At 44.3% G+C, this 18,744-nt stretch carries 19 protein-coding genes; 11 read left to right on the top strand and 8 right to left on the bottom strand.

The genetic code is table 11. The annotated features are described in order from the left end of the window. Positions 1 to 7 precede the first annotated feature (7 nt). The 3 genes from AC3WJC_RS13435 (at position 8) to AC3WJC_RS13425 (ending at position 2,298) form a co-directional block, all read left to right on the top strand. Positions 8 to 817, top strand: coding sequence for a 5'-nucleotidase, lipoprotein e(P4) family (locus AC3WJC_RS13435; RefSeq protein WP_492399625.1), 810 nt, complete (start codon positions 8 to 10; stop codon positions 815 to 817). Between the two features lie 179 nt (positions 818 to 996). Beyond that, positions 997 to 1,863, top strand: a complete 867-nt coding sequence (locus AC3WJC_RS13430) for an aldose 1-epimerase family protein (protein WP_492399624.1) — start codon at positions 997 to 999, stop codon at positions 1,861 to 1,863. A gap of 90 nt (positions 1,864 to 1,953) precedes the next feature. Then, entirely contained in the window at positions 1,954 to 2,298 is a 345-nt protein-coding gene (locus AC3WJC_RS13425) for a hypothetical protein (protein WP_492399623.1), read from the top strand. A 56-nt stretch (positions 2,299 to 2,354) separates the two neighbouring features. On the opposite strand, the gene AC3WJC_RS13420 is transcribed toward AC3WJC_RS13425, so the two are convergent. Together AC3WJC_RS13420 and AC3WJC_RS13415 are read right to left on the bottom strand one after the other, a co-directional pair. Next, positions 2,355 to 3,119, bottom strand: coding sequence for a PLDc N-terminal domain-containing protein (locus AC3WJC_RS13420; protein WP_492399622.1), 765 nt, complete (start codon positions 3,117 to 3,119; stop codon positions 2,355 to 2,357). Between the two features lie 64 nt (positions 3,120 to 3,183). Next, positions 3,184 to 5,919: a DNA gyrase/topoisomerase IV subunit A gene (locus AC3WJC_RS13415; RefSeq protein WP_492399621.1), complete on the bottom strand. Its 2,736-nt coding sequence runs from the start codon at positions 5,917 to 5,919 to the stop codon at positions 3,184 to 3,186. 198 nt (positions 5,920 to 6,117) lie between these two features. Here AC3WJC_RS13415 and AC3WJC_RS13410 point away from each other — a divergent pair, with 198 nt between their 5' ends. Further along, positions 6,118 to 6,546, top strand: coding sequence for a nuclear transport factor 2 family protein (locus AC3WJC_RS13410; RefSeq protein WP_492399620.1), 429 nt, complete (start codon positions 6,118 to 6,120; stop codon positions 6,544 to 6,546). 65 nt (positions 6,547 to 6,611) lie between these two features. Here the strand turns inward: AC3WJC_RS13410 and AC3WJC_RS13405 are convergent, their stop codons facing one another. Beyond that, the gene (locus AC3WJC_RS13405) at positions 6,612 to 7,118 is read right to left on the bottom strand and encodes a YdeI/OmpD-associated family protein (protein ID WP_492399619.1); all 507 of its coding nucleotides are present in this window, start codon (positions 7,116 to 7,118) and stop codon (positions 6,612 to 6,614) included. After that, positions 7,105 to 7,239 carry a hypothetical protein gene (locus tag AC3WJC_RS13400; protein ID WP_492399618.1) on the bottom strand — a complete coding sequence of 45 codons (135 nt, stop codon included), beginning with the start codon at positions 7,237 to 7,239 and terminating at the stop codon, positions 7,105 to 7,107. Before AC3WJC_RS13400 ends, AC3WJC_RS13405 begins: the two co-directional genes overlap by 14 nt. 307 nt (positions 7,240 to 7,546) lie before the next feature. Between AC3WJC_RS13400 and AC3WJC_RS13395 the strand changes: the two genes are divergently transcribed. After that, positions 7,547 to 7,969: a nuclear transport factor 2 family protein gene (locus tag AC3WJC_RS13395; protein WP_492399617.1), complete on the top strand. Its 423-nt coding sequence runs from the start codon at positions 7,547 to 7,549 to the stop codon at positions 7,967 to 7,969. A 65-nt stretch (positions 7,970 to 8,034) separates the two neighbouring features. On the opposite strand, the gene AC3WJC_RS13390 is transcribed toward AC3WJC_RS13395, so the two are convergent. The 3 genes from AC3WJC_RS13390 to AC3WJC_RS13380 are packed head-to-tail and all read right to left on the bottom strand — an operon-like array spanning position 8,035 to position 10,245. Next, positions 8,035 to 9,078, bottom strand: coding sequence for a sialidase family protein (locus tag AC3WJC_RS13390; protein ID WP_492399616.1), 1,044 nt, complete (start codon positions 9,076 to 9,078; stop codon positions 8,035 to 8,037). A 15-nt stretch (positions 9,079 to 9,093) separates the two neighbouring features. Further along, complete coding sequence (locus AC3WJC_RS13385; protein WP_492399615.1) at positions 9,094 to 9,753, bottom strand: GDSL-type esterase/lipase family protein; 660 nt, start codon at positions 9,751 to 9,753, stop codon at positions 9,094 to 9,096. 3 nt (positions 9,754 to 9,756) lie between these two features. Then, the gene (locus tag AC3WJC_RS13380) at positions 9,757 to 10,245 is read right to left on the bottom strand and encodes a cytidine deaminase (RefSeq protein ID WP_492399614.1); all 489 of its coding nucleotides are present in this window, start codon (positions 10,243 to 10,245) and stop codon (positions 9,757 to 9,759) included. 688 nt (positions 10,246 to 10,933) lie between these two features. On the opposite strand from AC3WJC_RS13380, the gene AC3WJC_RS13375 reads away from it, so the two are divergent. From AC3WJC_RS13375 to AC3WJC_RS13365, 3 genes are all read left to right on the top strand, one after another. Next, the gene (locus tag AC3WJC_RS13375) at positions 10,934 to 11,500 is read left to right on the top strand and encodes a porin family protein (RefSeq protein ID WP_492399613.1); all 567 of its coding nucleotides are present in this window, start codon (positions 10,934 to 10,936) and stop codon (positions 11,498 to 11,500) included. 131 nt (positions 11,501 to 11,631) lie between these two features. Then, positions 11,632 to 12,372, top strand: coding sequence for a hypothetical protein (locus AC3WJC_RS13370; RefSeq protein WP_492399612.1), 741 nt, complete (start codon positions 11,632 to 11,634; stop codon positions 12,370 to 12,372). Between the two features lie 2 nt (positions 12,373 to 12,374). Next, on the top strand, positions 12,375 to 12,542 hold the full coding sequence (locus AC3WJC_RS13365; protein WP_492399611.1) for a hypothetical protein: 168 nt from the start codon (positions 12,375 to 12,377) through the stop codon (positions 12,540 to 12,542). Between the two features lie 9 nt (positions 12,543 to 12,551). On the opposite strand, the gene AC3WJC_RS13360 is transcribed toward AC3WJC_RS13365, so the two are convergent. Further along, the gene (locus AC3WJC_RS13360) at positions 12,552 to 13,202 is read right to left on the bottom strand and encodes a metal-dependent transcriptional regulator (protein ID WP_492399610.1); all 651 of its coding nucleotides are present in this window, start codon (positions 13,200 to 13,202) and stop codon (positions 12,552 to 12,554) included. Positions 13,203 to 13,320: 118 nt separating this feature from the next. Here AC3WJC_RS13360 and AC3WJC_RS13355 point away from each other — a divergent pair, with 118 nt between their 5' ends. From AC3WJC_RS13355 to AC3WJC_RS13345, 3 genes are all read left to right on the top strand, one after another. Further along, entirely contained in the window at positions 13,321 to 15,774 is a 2,454-nt protein-coding gene (locus tag AC3WJC_RS13355) for a TonB-dependent receptor (RefSeq protein WP_492399609.1), read from the top strand. An 89-nt stretch (positions 15,775 to 15,863) separates the two neighbouring features. Then, positions 15,864 to 16,391 carry a protease gene (locus tag AC3WJC_RS13350; RefSeq protein WP_492399608.1) on the top strand — a complete coding sequence of 176 codons (528 nt, stop codon included), beginning with the start codon at positions 15,864 to 15,866 and terminating at the stop codon, positions 16,389 to 16,391. A 106-nt stretch (positions 16,392 to 16,497) separates the two neighbouring features. After that, positions 16,498 to 18,744: a Tex family protein gene (locus AC3WJC_RS13345; RefSeq protein WP_492399917.1), complete on the top strand. Its 2,247-nt coding sequence runs from the start codon at positions 16,498 to 16,500 to the stop codon at positions 18,742 to 18,744.

Genomic DNA, 18,744 nt, shown 5'->3' with positions numbered 1-18,744 from the left:
TGTTATAATGATTGAAAAAATAAAACTCCCGCTGGTAGTAGCACTTTGCACTTTACTTAGTGCCTGTTCTGTATACCGCTTAGCTGTACAAAAGCGCTCGGCAGTAAACAGTGGTAAAACATGGGCATCATTATGGCAACAAAGAGCTGCGGAATATAAAGCTTTATGCTTTCAGGCGTATAACAGTGCCCATTTACAGGTTGATCAGGCTATAAAAACACCAAGCACCAAACCCCTGGCTATTGTTACTGATATTGATGAAACCGTGTTGGATAATAGTCCGTACGATGCGCAACGTGCCCTTAACAACCTGGAGTTTGATGCGAAAACCTGGAAGGAATGGACAGCCAAAGCCATTGCCGACACGGTTGCAGGTGCACCATCGTTCCTTAAATACGCGGCATCAAAAGGCATCACCATATTCTACATTACCAACCGCGATGAGGACGAACGAGGCGCTACCCTCAAAAACCTGCAACGCTATGGCTTACCCAATGCCGATAATGCACATTTACAATTACGCACAACATCATCAAGTAAAGAGAGCCGCCGCCAGCAGGTGTTAAAAACGCATAACATTATTTTGCTTTGCGGTGATAACCTGCCTGATTTTGATCCGTTATATGATAATAAGCCTACTGAGCAAGATCGTGATGAGGCGACACGCAGACTGACCAATCAGTTCGGTATTAAATACATCGTGCTGCCTAACCCCACGTATGGTGATTGGGAAGGCGCTTTATACAAATGGCGTAATAGGCTTAGCCCGATTGATAAGGACTCGCTGATGACATCAGCAACTAAGGTGAGCCAATAGTTAAATGGTGAGTGGTGAATGGTGAGTGGTGTTTAGAGATTAGTGATCAGAGGCCGGTGGTTAGTAACTCCTGATTAGAATTTTAGGTTTTAGCATTTATGATTTAGAACTTAGATTTTAGAATTTTTTGCATAGCACAATTATAATAAACATATATTATCAGCTAAAGTTATCCGTACATGACAACCATTCAAAACGATCACTTAAAAGTATCTGTCCGCTCTAAAGGCGCCGAACTAACATCGGTATTCAATAAAAAAACAGGCGTTGAACAGCTTTGGCAGGCCGATGAAACGGTATGGCCTTGGCATGCGCCAAACCTGTTCCCTATTGTGGGTATGGTATTAAATAACGAATTACTGGTTGATGGCGAAAAATACCCGCTGCCCCGCCACGGCTTTGCCCGCAACAGCGAGTTTGTACTGATTGACGAAAGTGAGGTACATGCCGTTTTCTCGTTACCCAACAGTGCCGAAACCTTAAAGGTTTACCCATATAAATTTGATTTCCAGATAATTTATACCCTGATTGAGAATGCCCTGCGTATTACCTACAAGGTCATTAATCATGACGACCGCACTATTTACTTTTCGGTAGGCGGGCACCCGGCATTTAATGTGCCGTTTAACGCGGGTGAGAACTATGAGGATTATTACCTGGAGTTTGAAACGGAAGAAGAACTGAACCGCTATGTACTCTCTGACGGTGGATTTTTGACTGGCCAAACCGAACCGGTAGCGCTTGAAGGGAAAAAGCTACGCTTAACCAAACCTTTATTTGACCGCGACGCGCTGGTTTTCAAGAACGTTAAATCAAAGCAACTAATTATTAAAAGCGACAAGCACGATCAGTCACTAACGGTAGAATACCCGCACTTTAACCATTTAGGGATCTGGGCAAAACCGGGTGCTGATTTTGTTTGTATTGAGCCCTGGCTGGGTTATACCGATACCGAAGGCCACCCGAATGACATTAGCCAGAAAGAGGCTATACATTCACTTAAACAGGGCCATACGTTTGAAGCGGCATGGTTCATCAGCATTTAAAAATGTGTAGTGTTAATTTATTGCAAATTCTTAAAACATTTCAAAGCGTTTAAATATTATCAGTGTAAAACTCACAATAAATTAACTGCTATGAAAAGGAAAATTTATCTATTAGCTACTACCTTGCTGCTAACTTTTGCAGCTTTTACCAGCAATGCCGCTACTTATAACGACGACAAGAAAGACGGCGTTAACAAAGAGGCCATTGCCAACATGACCGAGGAGCAAAAGCAAGCCCGCATTGAAGAAATTAAACTGCGCGTTGCCGAGATCAAGGCGATGGACAGATCAGAAATGAACAAAGCCGAGCGCAAGGAATTGAAAAACGAGCTGAAAAGCCTGAATAAAGAAGCACAAGCCATGGGTGGCGGTGGTGTTTACCTTTCAGTAGGCGCTATCATTATCATCATCCTGGTATTGATCCTGATCTTGTAATCTGGAGGAAGAAAAATATTATTTACGGAAAGCGGTACAGCAATGTGTCGCTTTTTTTATGCGGTCTTATTTGATGAATGTAATTTACGTAGTTCAGCATTGGCATAACTAAACCACTTACTATTGCTTTTGCGCTCAACCGGGGTAAGGTGCTGTTGTTCTTCCAGCATATCGGCCAGTATATCGGCGGCATCAGCGGGGCGGTCGTTGCGTATTAAAAATAACGCGTATTCGTAACGTTGCTCAAAGTAGGAGTAGCGGCCTTTCATCAGCTTAAATTCAGCTTCGGCCTGCTCTGTGTGGCCGGTTTTTTCGAGGGCTACAGCATACAATATATGTGAGCGGGAACGTATAAACTGCGGCAGTTTGTATATCTTTTGTGCGGTTGTAATCGCATCTTCATACCGCTCGCTTTGGGTATAGGCTATGATCAGTTGCTGCAAAACATGCTCATTTTCAGCAAAAGCACCGGTCAGGCTATTTTCATACAGTTCAATGGCCTGTTGGGTAAAGCCGCCCTCCAGGTAGGCATCGGCCAGTTTTATGCGGTTGGCAAAGGTATCGCTAAAGCGCAATTGCTCCTCTAAACGCTTGTACTTAACACCGGGGTTAAGCATGGCCTTTACATCAATATTAGGCTGGCGCATACGGCGGCCCGATATAACTTCGGAATACAGGTAGGCAATACAGCCAATAACCGGCAGTACTATAATTACCCATAACCATTTTTGCTGATGCCCGTTACGAATGCAATGGATGGCGCAAATACCTTGTAAAACAAATGGTATATAATACAGATAGCTATTATCAGCAGAAAACATATAGAGAATCAGTTATATATGATAAAGTACTAAGTACCATCAAATATAACCAATTCCCTGTAGTTTAAAACAGGCCCAACTGCCCGCCTTTATCGTCTATATCAATATCATCCGGATTGGTGATCTCCAGGTCTATCTTCTTTGCCGGTTTTTCTTCCACCACGTTATTAACCGGTGTGTTTTTAGCAGGCGGGGCATCAACCGTAGTTTTATTCTCCGGTGTTTGGATGATCTCGGTAGCCTCCACACTATCGGGTGCCGGGTCGGGCACATCGGCGGCATCATCATGCTCGGCAATCAGCTCAACCGTTTGCACTATATGGGCCGACAGGCGGTTACCCATCGCCTTCATTCCCTTAACATCAATAAGGTCGGCCAGGTTAAGTTCAGCGGCCTCGGCTACCTGGGCTTTGCCCTTTAACTGCTCCACCTTAACCACTACCTGCGCCGCGCCGGATATGATGACCAGTTTTGAGCCGGCCTCATCGCTGATGATGCTGGTTTGCCTGCCAATGGCGGTATTTTCAAACATAAAGCGCTTAACCATATAGTTTTTGGCCTTGCCCTCAAAGTGCACCACCGTATATACTTTTTCCGGATCGTATTTTTCGATGACGATCATCTTGTCATCAAAGTGGTTATTCAAATCAAAGCTGGTTAGCTCATACACGCCGTTGCTTAGCACGGTCAATATGCGATCGTCGCCGTCAAACTCGCCCAGGTATTTGCCGCGGCCATCGGCATTGAGGCGTTTAAGCACGTCATCATACCAAATTTTACGGCCGGCAAGCGTGCTTACGCCCTTACTTTTAAGCGTTATTTTTTTAACCGGGTACTTGGTAACAATGTTACCCATTGAGCCGCGGCCCTTAATGCCTACCTCGGCAAAATCCAGATCGAACTGTAGTTTTTTAAGTTTGGAGTGCGGCTTTAACTGTATGTTGATCACCTCGGCCTCGCCGTTAGGATTGGCGCTGAAATACAGCGCTTTTGAGCCTTTGGTACCTTTGGTGAGGTCGTACTCCTTATCGCGCGTAATGCCGGTTACCGCAAAACGCTTAATATAGCATACGCCGGTTTCGCCATCTTTGTAGATCATGTTGTAGATGGTGCGTTCGTCGTTCTTTTTAAACACGGCTACATGCACAATATCCTTACCTACAAAAACCTTATCCTGTATCTTCACCACGCTAAAGCGGCCATCGCTGCGGAAAACGATGATATCATCAATATCTGAACATTCGCCTACCAGCTCTACATTATCATCTTTTTTGAGGCCTGAACCTACAAAGCCATCGGCACGGTTTACGTAAAGCTTAACGTTGGCCAAAGCTACTTGTGCAGCCTCTACCCTGTCAAATGTGCGCAGCTCCGTTTTGCGGCCGCGATCTTTACCGTACTTGTCTTTTAATTTTTCAAACCAGGCAATGGCATAATCATTAAGGTGTTTAAGGTGATGCTTTACTTCCTTGATCTCATCCTGCAGGTTTTTGATCTGCTCATCCGTTTTCTTTACATCAAAACGGGTGATGCTGCTCATTGGTTTATCAATCAGCTTTTTATAATCTTCCGCTAATATCTCGCGGTAAAACTGTGGAAAGAACGGCTCGAACAAGCGGTTAAGCACGGCCACCACTTCTTCAAAATTAGTTGAACGCTCGTAATCCGGGTGCTTGTACATGCCCTCCTGGATAAATATTTTAAGCAGCGAGCTGAAAAAGATCTTCTCCATCAACTCCTTCAGCCTGATCTCGAGCTCCTGTTTAAGCAGGGCCTTCGTGGCTTCGGTACACTCCACCAGCATATCGTTCACGCTCAAAAAGCGTGGCTTGTCGTCCTGTATTACACAGGTATTGGGCGATACGGATACCTCGCAATCGGTAAAGGCATAAAGCGCATCAATGGTAACATCGGGCGATATGCCTGGTGCCAGGTGAATAATGATCTCTACATCCTTAGCGGTATTATCCTCTATTTTCTTGATCTTGATCTTACCCTTATCATTGGCTGATATTACGCTATCAATCAATCCCCCGGTAGTAGTGCTGAAGGGGATCTCGGTAATGGCCAGCGTTTTTTTATCGCGCTCAACAATTTTAGCACGTACACGCACACGCCCGCCGCGTTGGCCCTCGTTATAGTTAGAGCAATCGGCCATGCCGCCGGTGGTAAAATCGGGCAGCAGGTTAGGGCGCACACCCCTTAATACCCCTACCGAGGCATCAATCAGCTCCACAAAGTTGTGCGGTAATATTTTAGTGGCCAAGCCTACGGCAATACCCTCGGCACCCTGTGCAAGCAGCAAGGGGAACTTTACCGGCAGTGTTAACGGCTCCTTATTACGGCCATCATAACTGGCCTGCCAATTGGTGGTATCCGGGTTAAATACTACTTCATTAGCGAATTTTGACAGGCGGGCCTCAATATAACGGGGTGCCGCCGCCGAGTCGCCGGTTACCGGGTCGCCCCAGTTACCCTGCGTATCTATCAGCAGGTTTTTTTGCCCTATCTGTACCATGGCATCGCCAATGGAGGCATCACCATGCGGGTGGTACTTCATGGTATTACCAATAACGTTGGCCGCTTTGTTAAAGCGCCCGTCGTCCATCTCTTTTAACGAGTGCAGTATACGGCGTTGTACCGGTTTTAAACCATCATTAATATGGGGTACGGCACGGTCAAGTATTACATACGAGGCATAATCCAGAAACCAGTTTTCGTACAGGCCATCAAGTGAGGTAACATTGTGTAATTTTTCTTCGCCGTTAGCAGGTATATCGTTAGTCAGATCGTCACTCATTTATTAGCAATAAAAAATATGGATTTGTAAAGATAAGGCTTCCCCCGCTATTATCTAAGCCTACTTATGCACATGTTAACCTAAGTTGTTTGCCATAAGTATCTTTTATAATAAATATTCTGATCAGGCTGTAACGTATTTAATTTTCGGAGTGTCTTATCTATATAAATAATAATTAACCCCTTTACTACCACGATCATGAAAAGTTTAAAAATATTATTCACCATACTGCTGATAGTAGTTGGTGGTTTTGCAAAGGCAAACAACGACGACGATTACAAACTAACTAAAACATACGCTACCAATGTTTATGTAGAAGCGGTAACGCTTGGCAAATTGGAAGGCCTTGAAAGCCTGTTAGACAAGGATGCCAAGTTTTGCATACTGATGGGCAACAAACGTGTGGCCACTTACAGCAAAACCGAAATGATCGCGTACATGCAAACCAACTTAAAAGGCATAAAACAACAGTGTAATACCCATACCACCGTTGTTGAGGAGAACGGGCAAATGTCAGTACTCAAAGTAGAAATGGAGTATGGTAACTTTACGCGTACCAACTACGTGACCTTTGCCGACACAGGCAAGGGTTGGAAAATTACTAATGTTTGCTCGGTATATAAGTAAGCGTTGGTGTATAACAATTGTGTGTAAAAGGGTCCCGATTTGGCTTTCAGGGGCCCTTTTTATTTTTACTCCTTTCGGGATGCGCGGATCATCTGCCCGTAATCCCAGCGGTTAACCAGCGCGTTTACTGTAAGGGCGATACGCTTATCGCGTGTGGGCTGGGTTTTGGCACTGTCAATCCATTTAATAAAATACCCGCGGTGTGATGGCGTTAAGCCATAAAAATACTCGCCGGCTTCGGGCTCGTACTCCAGGCATACGGCCAAGTCATCGGGTACTTCTATTTTAAAATCCGTATCTTCTTCCAACTCCACCCGCAGCATAGCGCCTTCTCCCTTGCGGATACCTTTGCGCATCTGCGCGTTTACCGGCAATATAAAGTTACCCTCGCCGGCGGGCAGTAAAGCTACACCGGCCACAGCGAAACCATCAAGCATGCCTTTAACCCGGAACGACCTCTTAAAGCCGGGCTTCAACTCCGCTGCCAAATCAGCCGGTACTTCAATATACGTCCAGCCGGTTTTATCGCCGTTCTCGGCAAATTGCAGTATAATCGTATCAAACGTGATCATCTGATTTTTTTGGCTTTACCGGTATCCATATTTCTTCTTCGGATGATGGATCGTTGCTTTTATACTTTCCGTCAAGTGGCTCAAAGTACAGCCGGTTATCCAGCACATAAACGTTTGCCATAATAAGCCCGTGCGGTTATGGGCTATGCTGGTTGTTACCTGAAGCCCGATTATTTTTTTTGCAGCTAAATGCTCCAGCCGTAGCTGCATAAATGTGAGGTTTTGTAATAACATAGGCCTAGTGTTATAATCCGGTTAATTAAAAAGTGCTTTTTGAGGCTTTTAGCTTGCCTTTTTGCGGCGTTTGTTAAATATATGTTAAAAGTGAATCAATTAGTAAAATGCCTGTAACGTTTGCAATAGTGCTGCTGTCTTATAGATATAAAAACAAAACATAATTTATAAATAACCTTTAAACAATCAATATCATGAAAACCTTAAAATCAATCCTATTAGGCTTAGCTTTAATCATAACTACCAACTTTGTTAAAGCCGACGACATTGCTAAATTAACAAAAGACTACGCTGTTAACACCTATATAGAAGCCGTTACACATGGCAAACTTGATGGCTTTTCGCAAGTGCTTGACAATAATGTAAAATTCAGCATGATGCGCGGCAAGCAAACTTTAAACTTCAGCAAAAGCGAGATCCTGGAGTCGATGAAATCAACCAAAAATACTGACCAGGAGTGTAAAGTAACCACTTCAACAGTTGAAAGCAACGGCGAAGTAGCCATTGTAAAAGTTGATTTAGAGTATAACGGTTTTACACGCAGCAATCTGGTAACCATAAGCAACACCGGTAACGGCTGGAAGATCACCAATGTGTACTCTACCTTCAAAGCGTAATAATTAGTTTAGTTTATTTTTATTCTTTAAGCAAAAACCCTGGTCATTTGACCGGGGTTTTTTATTTATTGTTCTTTCAATACTACGTGCTTAATGTTTTTACGGTCATACGTATAAGTAATGTGTATCAAGCCTTCTTTAGTTTGTATAATGGCGGGGTAGCTGTATTCCTCTTTGTCACCATTCTCCAATTCAGCAACGTCAGTCCACTTTTCACCATCGATACTCATGGCCACGCGCAACTTACCACGGCCATTAAACCAATCTTTACCCGGCACATCAGGATTATAAACGATCAGTTGCTTACCGCTTTTCAGTGTAACGGCATCTGTGCCCGAGTTGGGGTTGAGCAGTGAGGTTGCCGAAAGCTTGCCCCAGGTTTTACCCCCATCGGCGGACCAGGCCTGTACAACCTTGCCTTGCTTACTACGGCAAAGTATCTGCAACTTGCCATCGGGGTACGTTAATACGCTGGGTTGTATCACATCAAACTTACCGCCGGTATCTACCGGGATGTTGGCCCAGTTTTTTCCGCTATCCGCGGAGTACTCGATATGAGCTTTCCAGCGACCATTTTCGCCCATTTCCTCAATGCTTGACGGTGACAGGATCACGCCATTTTTAAGCTGAATAGGTTTGTTTTTTATCGGCCCTAAAATACCGGCAGGTAATTTTACGGCTGCCGACCATGTTTTACCATCATCATTAGATGTTTTATACATGCCCCACCACTCGCGCGGGTTTGGGCCAACCTTGTAAAACAGGGTAATGGTACCGGTTCTATCTTTAAACAGCACCGGGTTCCATGCCGGGTAACGCAAGGTATCGTTCACTACGCCATCGGCAACTTTCATTACTGACGAGGCCTTGCCGTTACGTAAGGTGGTTAACCAGATGGACACATCATTTTTACCTTCCTGCGTGCCACCGAAACAGGCCAACAGCAATTCGCCCGCCTTGTTTTGCACGATGGTTGATGTATGGCATTGCTTAAAAGGCGGAGCGGTAAAAACCAGGCCGGTGGATAGTTTTTTGAAGGATTGTGCCTGAATAAGACCAGGCAGCGTAAAGAATATTACAGCTAACAGTAGATGCCGATTTTTGATCATCTGCCTAAACTAATTCTATTTCACGTATTTCTTCAAAACTTTTTCCCACTTGTCATACCCCTTGCTGTTCAGGTGCAGGTAATCTCCTTTGAACAGGGCCGAATCGGGCCGCATGGTTTTTTTGTTGAAGATAGGAGTGGCTACGTCAATAAATTTAGTTTTTGGCTTGCTATCCGTATAGGCCTTGATCAGGTTATTGGCCAGCACCACCTCGTTTAAAAATTTAGCACGGCTTGGGCTTGGCTTTATCGACAGGAAGTAGATCTCAGCATTGGGCAATTTATCATGGATCATGGTCCACAGTTTTTCAAAATTACTGGCTACATTTTGAGCCGTGCGGCCTGAAGCAATATCGTTCTCACCAGCATAAACAAACACCTTTTTTGGTTGATACGGAAACAGCACATAAGGCGTATAATACTCTACCCACTGCCATAGTTCGGAGCCGCCAAGTCCGCGTTTGATCACCGGCTTATCCTCAAATCGTTTCTCCAAATCATCCCACAAACGGATAGACGAACTGCCGACAAATAATATGCCGCCCGGTGCAGGCATCTGCAAGCTATCCTGGTGTTTGAACTGGCGCACTTCGGCATCAAACGGAAAGCCCTTTTGCGCGCTGGCATTAAGGGTAAATAAAGCGGCAACAATGGCTAACAGTAGTTTAATTTTCATTGGTTAATGTGTTAAACGGTCTTCAAAAAACATAAAGGGCAAAAAGCTCTGTACTCCTTCAACCACCCAAACCGGGCCGTTTATACAGTATAACAGTACGCGCATGGGGCTGTTTTGCTTTTTTTCGCATTCGGCCATTACCTGCAGGCAGGCCCCGCACGAGGTTATGGGTTTCAGCAAATCAAAATCATTGGTTTGCGCGGTAACCGCCATGGTTACAATAGCATCATCGGCGTGGTTAGCACCCCAGTTAAACAGCGCCACACGCTCCGCACATAAACCGGATGGGTAGGCCACATTTTCCTGGTTGCTGGCGCGCAATATATTTCCGCTTTTCAGTTGCAGCGCCGCGCCTACCTTAAAGTGCGAATAAGGTGAGTGAGAAGTATCTAAAGCCTTTACCGCTTCAAGGCATAATGCTTTATCTGCATCGGGCAGTTCATTAACAGAAGTATATTCTTTAAAAGCTATATTAATTTGTCTATCGGTCATGTACAGATGCCCTTATTTTAAAGGGGGCATACAATATAAGGTTTTAGGCGTTTAAATGCAATTTTATATTAACGATTGGTCGCTTCATTATCTTGTCCTAAATTTCTTTTGAACGATCAAAAGAAACAAAAATCGCCGGCTACGTCCTGCCCAGTGAAAGTTTGTGATTTGGCAAGGCTTGTGCTGCTCCGGGCATTACTGATGCCGGTTGTTGAGGTTATCTGGGGTTCATGCTTTACCTGAATAATACTTTGTCATCTCGAACGATAGTGAGAGATCTGCCTGCATTCATAGTAGAGCGACGGATTTCTCTCGTACATAGATCGAAATGACAAACTTTTTATTTTAAGTTCTCCCTATCGGGGAGGATTTAGGAGGGGTTAAAGCGCATATACCTGCCTGAAAACCGGGCCAGGGAGTATGGCATGTGTGGCTAAAGGGTTTTTCCGGCTTGATGTTTGGTTGCTTCGCACCAAGGGAATTAACTGGCCCCTGCGCCCAGAGCAGACTAAGTTTAATAAAGATACAAGCTTGAATAATCACCATCATCATTAAGTTGTAAATGAGGAGATAACACAGTACTATAAGCAACACAAATGTTAATGCCTGTTAAATTTCACACAATCCGGTTAAACTATTGTTAAGTACGATGCATCTAAATGGATGTTGAACCAAATTTTTACACAACATGAAAAAGTATTTTTTATCAGTTGCAATGCTGGTGGCATGTTTCATCAGCGCAAAAGCACAGGTTACAGTAGGAGCAAAGGCAGGCGTTACCTTTTCAAAAATTAATACCGATGAATTGAAAGAATCAAGCGTTGCAGGCTACCAGGTTGGTGGTTTTGCCCGTATTGGCTCTAACTGGTTTTTACAACCCGAATTATATTTAGGCAGCAGCGGTGGTAAGTTTGAGAGTGATGATAACACCTATAGCGGTAAAGTGCGCTTTACCACGCTTAACATACCGGTACTTGTAGGTAAAAGCTTCGGACAGGACGATCTGAACCTGCACCTGGTGGCGGGCCCAGTTTATTCGGCCATATTGAGTGATAGCCGCAGTTTTGGCGATAATGTGAACGAGGCTTTCCGTAACTACAAAAGCAGCACACTTGGTTTCCAGGCCGGTGGTGGTGTTGATGTTGGTAACATCACAGTCGATCTGCGTTATGAAGGTGGCCTGAGTAAGGTAAGCAACTACTTTGATCAGCGCCAGAGCCTGTGGGCATTAAGCGTTGGCTATAAGTTCTTTTAATAACTGATAGTCAATTCATAAGAAAAGCCGCGGTTTAATAGCCGCGGCTTTTCTTTTTATGGTGTGTTAATTTTTGGTTTGTAAATTGTATATTTGATTAATACTAACCTTATAACATTCTGTAATTTTTAATGAGAGAATATATTAAAATCGTAGGTTTATCTTTAATTCCTACAGCTTTAGTTTTTATTGGTAAATCGGATGGTTTCTTCACTTTTCTAAAAGAGCACAATTTCATTTCTTCAAATGCGGATATTGCCAAGCTTCAATTTTATTCTTTTTTTGTAGGTATTTTTTGGGCGGGTTTAATATTGCCAATTCAGTTTGCACATACTAAAAATAAGCTGGAACAAATAAATAAAACTTTAGAAGATTTATTATCGTTTAATAAAGACATATACTTTAAAAGTATAAAAGACAATATTAAAAAGCATAACAAAACGTTTAAAACAAGAATATTTGTGCCAGAGCGTGGTTTTAAAGCTTTATTCAACAAATGGTATAATAAAAAATTGGTTTTTACATTGAAGGAGATTAAAGGTATTAGTGATCCTATCCATGCTGGAAAGTTGAATTTTGAAATTACACCAAAGTGTGAAGGCTTGGTAGGAAAGACCTGTAATGATAAGGCAATAATAGTGGATTGTTCTGTAGAACCGAGAAATTACAATTTAACTCATTATCAGATTAGTAAAACTAATGATGTCAAATTTTGTACTACGGCACCTATATTTAATGAAAGTAACTCTGTTGTTGCAGTAGTCGCCATTGACAGTAATGACGAAATACAATTATCAGAAGATGAAACTAAATTATGGACAAATCAAATAGTTTACTATTGTGCTTTTGTTGACAAACATATAAAATTTTAGAAATGAAAAGGCAAGATAAACCAGAGAATAAGACTTATGGAACACTTAGTAACCGAACTCGTGTTAAAATTGAGAAGTCTTTTAGCCAAGAATTGGAAAGCGGTCGTGATAAGTATTTAAGTCACGAAATTGAAAAATATAGAGATTTAAAAATTATTATCAAAAAGTAATTTAAAAACTTATTCCACCAAAATATTCTCACCAAATTTTTGAGATACGGTGGTTTGGTCTTTTCCGTTAATGCTGATCACCAGCGAATTATCAAAGGCTATTTTTTCTACCAATTGTATCTGCGTACCTATACCGATGTTGAGTTTAAGCAGGTACTGTAAAAAAGCGCTGCTGGTATCGCGTACGGCAGCTACATGGCAAGTGCTTCCGCTTTTCATGGCCGCCAGGGTTACCGAGTAAGGCTTAGCCATTTTGCCGTTTGCCTTGGGTATCGGGTCGCCATGCGGGTCATACTCCGGGAAGCCTAAAAACTTATCGAGCCTGTCGGCCAGGGTATCATTATTTATATGCTCCAGTTCCTCGGCAATATCATGTATCTCATCCCAATGATAGCCCAGTTTTTCAAGCAAAAATACCTCCCATAAACGGTGGCGGCGTACAATCAGTACGGCATCTTTTAAACCTTGCGGGGTTAGTTTTACGCCTTTTTTCTTGTCGTATTCTATCAGTAGCTTTTCGCTTAGTTTGCGTATCATATCTACCACCGATGCCGGGTTGTTGCCTAATGATTCGGCTATGGCTGTGGGCGTTATTTTACCCTCATCCTGCGACAGGCGGTAAATAGCCTTTAAATAATTTTCTTCTGATAGTGTATACATCCCTCAAACAACAAGTACACAAACATAGTTAATAGTTTAAATAAATAAAATTAGCCTTGTCTAATTTTATTTATATTATAAATATAAATAAATATCTATGTTTGTACAAAATAAATCTATGAGATACGCTTTATTGTTTTTTATGCTGATAGCTGTGCCTATAATAGTTAATGCGCAAACAGGTGAAATTAAAGGCCGGGTAACTGCCGATACCACCGGTTTGCCTTACGCATCAGTAACGGTTGCCGGTACCAAGTTGGGTACCCGGGCTAATGCCAATGGCTATTTTGAACTAAAAGGCATCCCGGCAGGTAACCGTAACATCAATTTTTCGAGCGTAACATTTGAGGGTAAGAGCATTAAAGTGAATATAATAGCAGGGCAGCCGCAAACCATCAACGTAAACCTTAAACCAATTGAAACCAAGCTGAACGAGGTGGTGGTAACCGGTGTATCGCGTGCAACGCAACTGCGTAAAAACCCCGTGCCTGTGGCCGTGCTGTCAAAAAGTACGTTAGAAAGGCAGATCAGCACCAACATCATCGAGAGTGTAGTAAAAGGTGTACCGGGCGTTAATGCCGTTACTACCGGGCCTAATATATCCAAGCCCTTTATCCGCGGATTAGGCTATAACCGGGTGCTCACCCTGTATGACGGCATCCGCCAGGAAGGCCAGCAATGGGGTGATGAACACGGTATCGAAATTGATGCTTACGGCCTGGGCAGGGTAGAGGTGGTAAAAGGCCCGGCAAGCCTGACTTATGGATCTGACGCGTTGGCGGGCGTGATCAACATGATACCTTACATTCAGCCGGATAGTACCGGTTTTAGGGGAGATGTTACTACCGAGTACCATACCAATAATGGCATGGCGGCTACTTCGTTAGGCTTAAATTACAGTAAAAACGACTGGAAATATAACCTGCGAGGCACCTACAAAATGGCGCACGATTACCGTAACCGTACCGATGGTTATGTATACAACAGCGGCTTCCGCGAACTGAATTTTACAGGCATCGCCCGTACCGATAAAAAATGGGGTTACACACAAATTGCCGCCACGCTATACCATAATTTGCAGGAGATACCGGATGGCAGCCGTGATTCGCTTACCCGCAGGTTTACCAAGCAGGTGGCTGAGAACGATGATATCAAGAATCGTCCGCTGGTTAGTGATGATGAATTGCGAACGTATAGTATAGCGCCATTGCATCAAAGCATAAAACACTACCGGGTGTACTCGCAAAGCCAGTTTAAAGTAGGTGAGGGGAGCATCAACGCGCTGGTGGGTGTTCAGCAAAACATCAGGCAGGAGTACACACACCCTACCGCGCTTAAACAAGCCGCGCTGGATATTGTACTCAATACCTTAAACTACGAAGCCCGCTATAACCTGCCGGTGTTTGCCGGGATAGAAAGTACCATCGGCGCAAATGGCTTTTACCAAACTAACCGTAATAAAAACGCTACCAGTTTCCCAATACCTGATTATAATTTGTTTGATATTGGAACGTACATCTTCGCTAAAAAAAGCTGGGGTAAGGTTGATGTTTCGGGAGGTGTGCGTTATGATAACCGCCGCATAACCTGGAATGATTTTTATGTAGGCACCGATGCACAAACCGGCTTCGGCAAAAGGGTGCAGGCAGGTACAACCAATGCAGAACTACAATTTCCGGAGTTCGATAAAAATTATACCGGTATCTCGGGCAGTTTGGGCTTAACTTATAACATTACGGAGCGATTACTAATTAAGGCCAATGTGGCACGCGGCTACCGTGCCCCCAACATTACCGAGATCGGCTCAAACGGGCTTGATCCCGGGGCGCACATCGTATACCTGGGTAACCGCACCTTTAAGCCGGAGTTTAGCTTACAGCAGGATGTGGGTTTTATTGCCTACCTGCGCCATATGGATATTATGGCCGAACTGTTCAACAACAATATCGACAATTACATATACCAGGCCCGCTTAACTGATGCGAACGGAAACCCTGTGGTAATTGTAGAAGGCAACAGCACTTACCAATACCAGCAATCAAAAGCAAGGCTTTATGGTGCCGAGTTTACGCTTAACCTGCATCCCGAAGGGTTAAAGTGGGTGAGCTTTAATAACAGCCTCTCGTATGTGCGCGGCATCAATAAAAATGAGGCACTGATAGCGCAATCCAACGGCGCGGCTAAGTATCTGCCTTTTATTCCGCCGTTGCATGTGCGGTCGCAGTTGCGGTTCAAGCTGGATAGGGAATATGGCGCGTTCTCTAAAATTTACACCGGAGTTGAAGCTGATATATATTCCGAACAAGATAAATTTTACGCCCTTGACAATACCGAAACTTATACCCCCGGCTATACGCTGATTAATTTAAGCGCGGGTACAACCATCAAAACCAAAGCCGATAAAAAATACCTGGAACTTTTTTTACAGGCTGATAATGTGTTTGACAAGGTATACCAATCCAACCTTAACCGGTTAAAATATTTTGAATACTACCAATCGTCACCCAATGGCAGACTGGGTATTTACAATATGGGCCGCAATGTGAGTTTGAAAGCCATATGGCATTTTTAGTGATCTGGAATTTACTTTTCAGGTATTTACATGTCAAATCTTAAAAATTAATTAGAATTAAACATTCAGCACTTACTTTTGCGCTCATTATGAAAAACTACAAAATATTATTATCTGCCGCAGCAATGGCGCTGGCATCATGCAGCGTTAGCAACAACAGTTCAAGCAATGTTGATTCAACGGCTAACAATGCCGATTCAACCACCGCCCAAAATCAGGATGCGCCAAAAACCATATATGCCACCATGCAGATTGCCGATACCATTAAGGTTGGCGAGCCGGTAAACTTGAAATTTACGGTTTATAACCCTGCGGATACGGCATCAAAGTTTTTGAAATGGCATACCCCCTTTGAGCCGCCTTTAAGCAAATATGTTGACGTTAAAGGTGAGGATGGCCAGGAAGCCAATTATAAGGGTGCCATGGCCAAACGCATGATGCCGCCACCTGCCGATAGCTATATTAAAGTTGCCCCCGGCGACAGCACCTCATCTACGGCCGACCTGTCAAAATCATACGCTATTGAAAAACCGGGCAAATACACCGTGGTATACAACAGCACAGGCGTAAGCGGACTAACCGTTAAGGATAGCGTAAGTTTTGTGTATGTAAAATAATATTGATTATCATTATAATGATGAGCCTTCTTGATTTTTTAGGAAGGCTTTTTCTTTGATAATTGCCCAAAGAAACCCAACTTCGCAGTCCGAAAAAACGATGCTTATGGTAACCCACTTTAAAAAAATTGCCACCGAACTTGCTATTGCCGAAAAACAGGTAAGCGCTACTGCCAACCTGTTGGATGAGGGTGCTACCGTGCCCTTTATATCCCGCTACCGTAAGGAGTTGACAGGCAGTTTGGATGAGGTGCAAGTTGCCGCCGTGCGCGACAGATTACAGCAACTGCGTGATCTTGACAAGCGCCGGGAAGCCATCTTGAAATCATTAGCCGATATGGGTAAGTTAACACCCGAGCTGGAAGCCAGGATCAACGAGGCTGAAACCATGGTATCGTTGGAGGATATTTACCTGCCGTATCGCCCTAAGCGTAAAACCCGCGCTACCACCGCCCGTGAAAAGGGGTTGCAGCCACTGGCTGATGCCCTGCTTGAGCAAAACAGGTTTGATGTGGAAGCCGAGGCTGAAAAATATATCGATACGGAAAAAGGTGTGGCCGACAGTAACGAAGCGCTTGCAGGTGCCCGCGATATTATTGCCGAGTACATCAGCGAGCACGCCGACACCCGCACCAAAATGCGCGAGCTGTTTATCGAAAAAGGTACGATACAAAGTAAGGTGGTAGATGGTAAGGAGCACGAAGGCATTAAATACAAAGATTATTTTGACTGGAGCGAACCGGTGAAAACCGCGCCATCGCATCGTATACTGGCCATGCGCCGCGGCGAAAAGGAAGAGATACTTTGGCTGGATATCAAGCCTGCCGATGAGGATGCAATAAGTTTGTTAGAGCAAGTATTTATAAAGGGCAATAACCCGGCATCGCAACAGGTACAACTGGCTTTGCTGGATAGCTACAAACGCCTGCTCAAACCCTCTATGGAAACAGAGATTCGCCTGTTCACCAAAAAGCAGGCAGATGATGAGGCTATCCGTGTATTTGCCGAGAACGCCCGGCAATTACTGTTAGGCGCGCCGCTGGGCCAAAAACGGGTCATGGCTATCGACCCCGGTTTCCGTACGGGTTGTAAAGTGGTATGTTTGGATGAACAGGGCAAGCTGCTGGAGAATGCCGTCATCTATCCGCATACCGGCTCGGGTAACGTTAAAGAAGCAGAAAAAACGGTTAAATACTTAACCGATCAGTATAAAATACAAGCTATAGCCATCGGGAATGGTACTGCCGGGCGCGAGACGGAGGTTTTTGTACGTGGATTGAATCTAACGGGTGTTACTATCGTGATGGTGAATGAAAGCGGGGCATCGATCTACTCCGCGTCTGACGTAGCGCGTGAGGAGTTTCCGGATAAGGATGTAACCGTGCGTGGTGCCGTATCTATCGGCCGCAGGCTGATGGACCCCTTGGCCGAACTGGTAAAGATCGACCCGAAATCAATAGGAGTAGGGCAGTACCAGCACGATGTGGATCAGAATAAACTGCAAACCTCGCTGGATGACACCGTGATCAGTTGCGTAAATGCCGTAGGGGTTGAGTTGAATACTGCATCAAAGCAAATACTGGCGTATATATCAGGCCTTGGGCCGCAGTTGGCGCAAAATATAGTAACCTATCGTGATCAGAACGGAGCCTTTAAACGCCGAGACGAACTGCGTAAGGTGGCCCGGCTGGGCGATAAGGCTTATGAACAGGCGGCAGGTTTTTTACGCATCCGCGATGCCGCAAACCCGCTTGATGCAAGTGCTGTACACCCGGAGCAGTATGCGCTGGTTCAGCAAATGGCCAAGGATCATAACTGCTCGGTAAAAGAGCTAATGACTGATGAAAGGCTGCGCAAAAGCATCAGCCTGCAAAAATATGTGTCGGATACGGTGGGCTTGCCTACGCTGAACGATATTATGGCGGAACTGGCCAAGCCAGGCCGTGATCCGCGTGAGCAGTTCGAGGCATTCAGCTTTACTGATGGGGTAAACGCCATTGGCGATTTAAAGGTAGGTATGAAGCTGCCGGGCATCGTAACCAATATTACCAACTTTGGTGCTTTTGTTGATATAGGTGTGCACCAGGATGGTTTGGTACACTTGAGCCAGATCACCAACCGTTTTATAAAGGACCCGAATGAGGTACTGAAGGTGCATCAAAAGGTGGAGGTGCGGGTTACCGAGGTGGATGCTAACCGCAAGCGCATATCGCTATCCATGAAGGATGATGAAAAACCTGCCTTGCCACGCCGAAACGATAATAATAAGGGAGCGTCAAACCCAAAAAATAAGCCACACCCGGAAACGGATATGGCTGCTAAGCTTGCTGCTTTAAAAAGTAAGTTTAAGTAA

Source organism: Mucilaginibacter sp. FW306-07-L (genome assembly GCF_058782065.1).
Note: the sequence above shows the minus strand (reverse complement) of the source record. Positions and strands in the feature narration are given on the sequence as shown.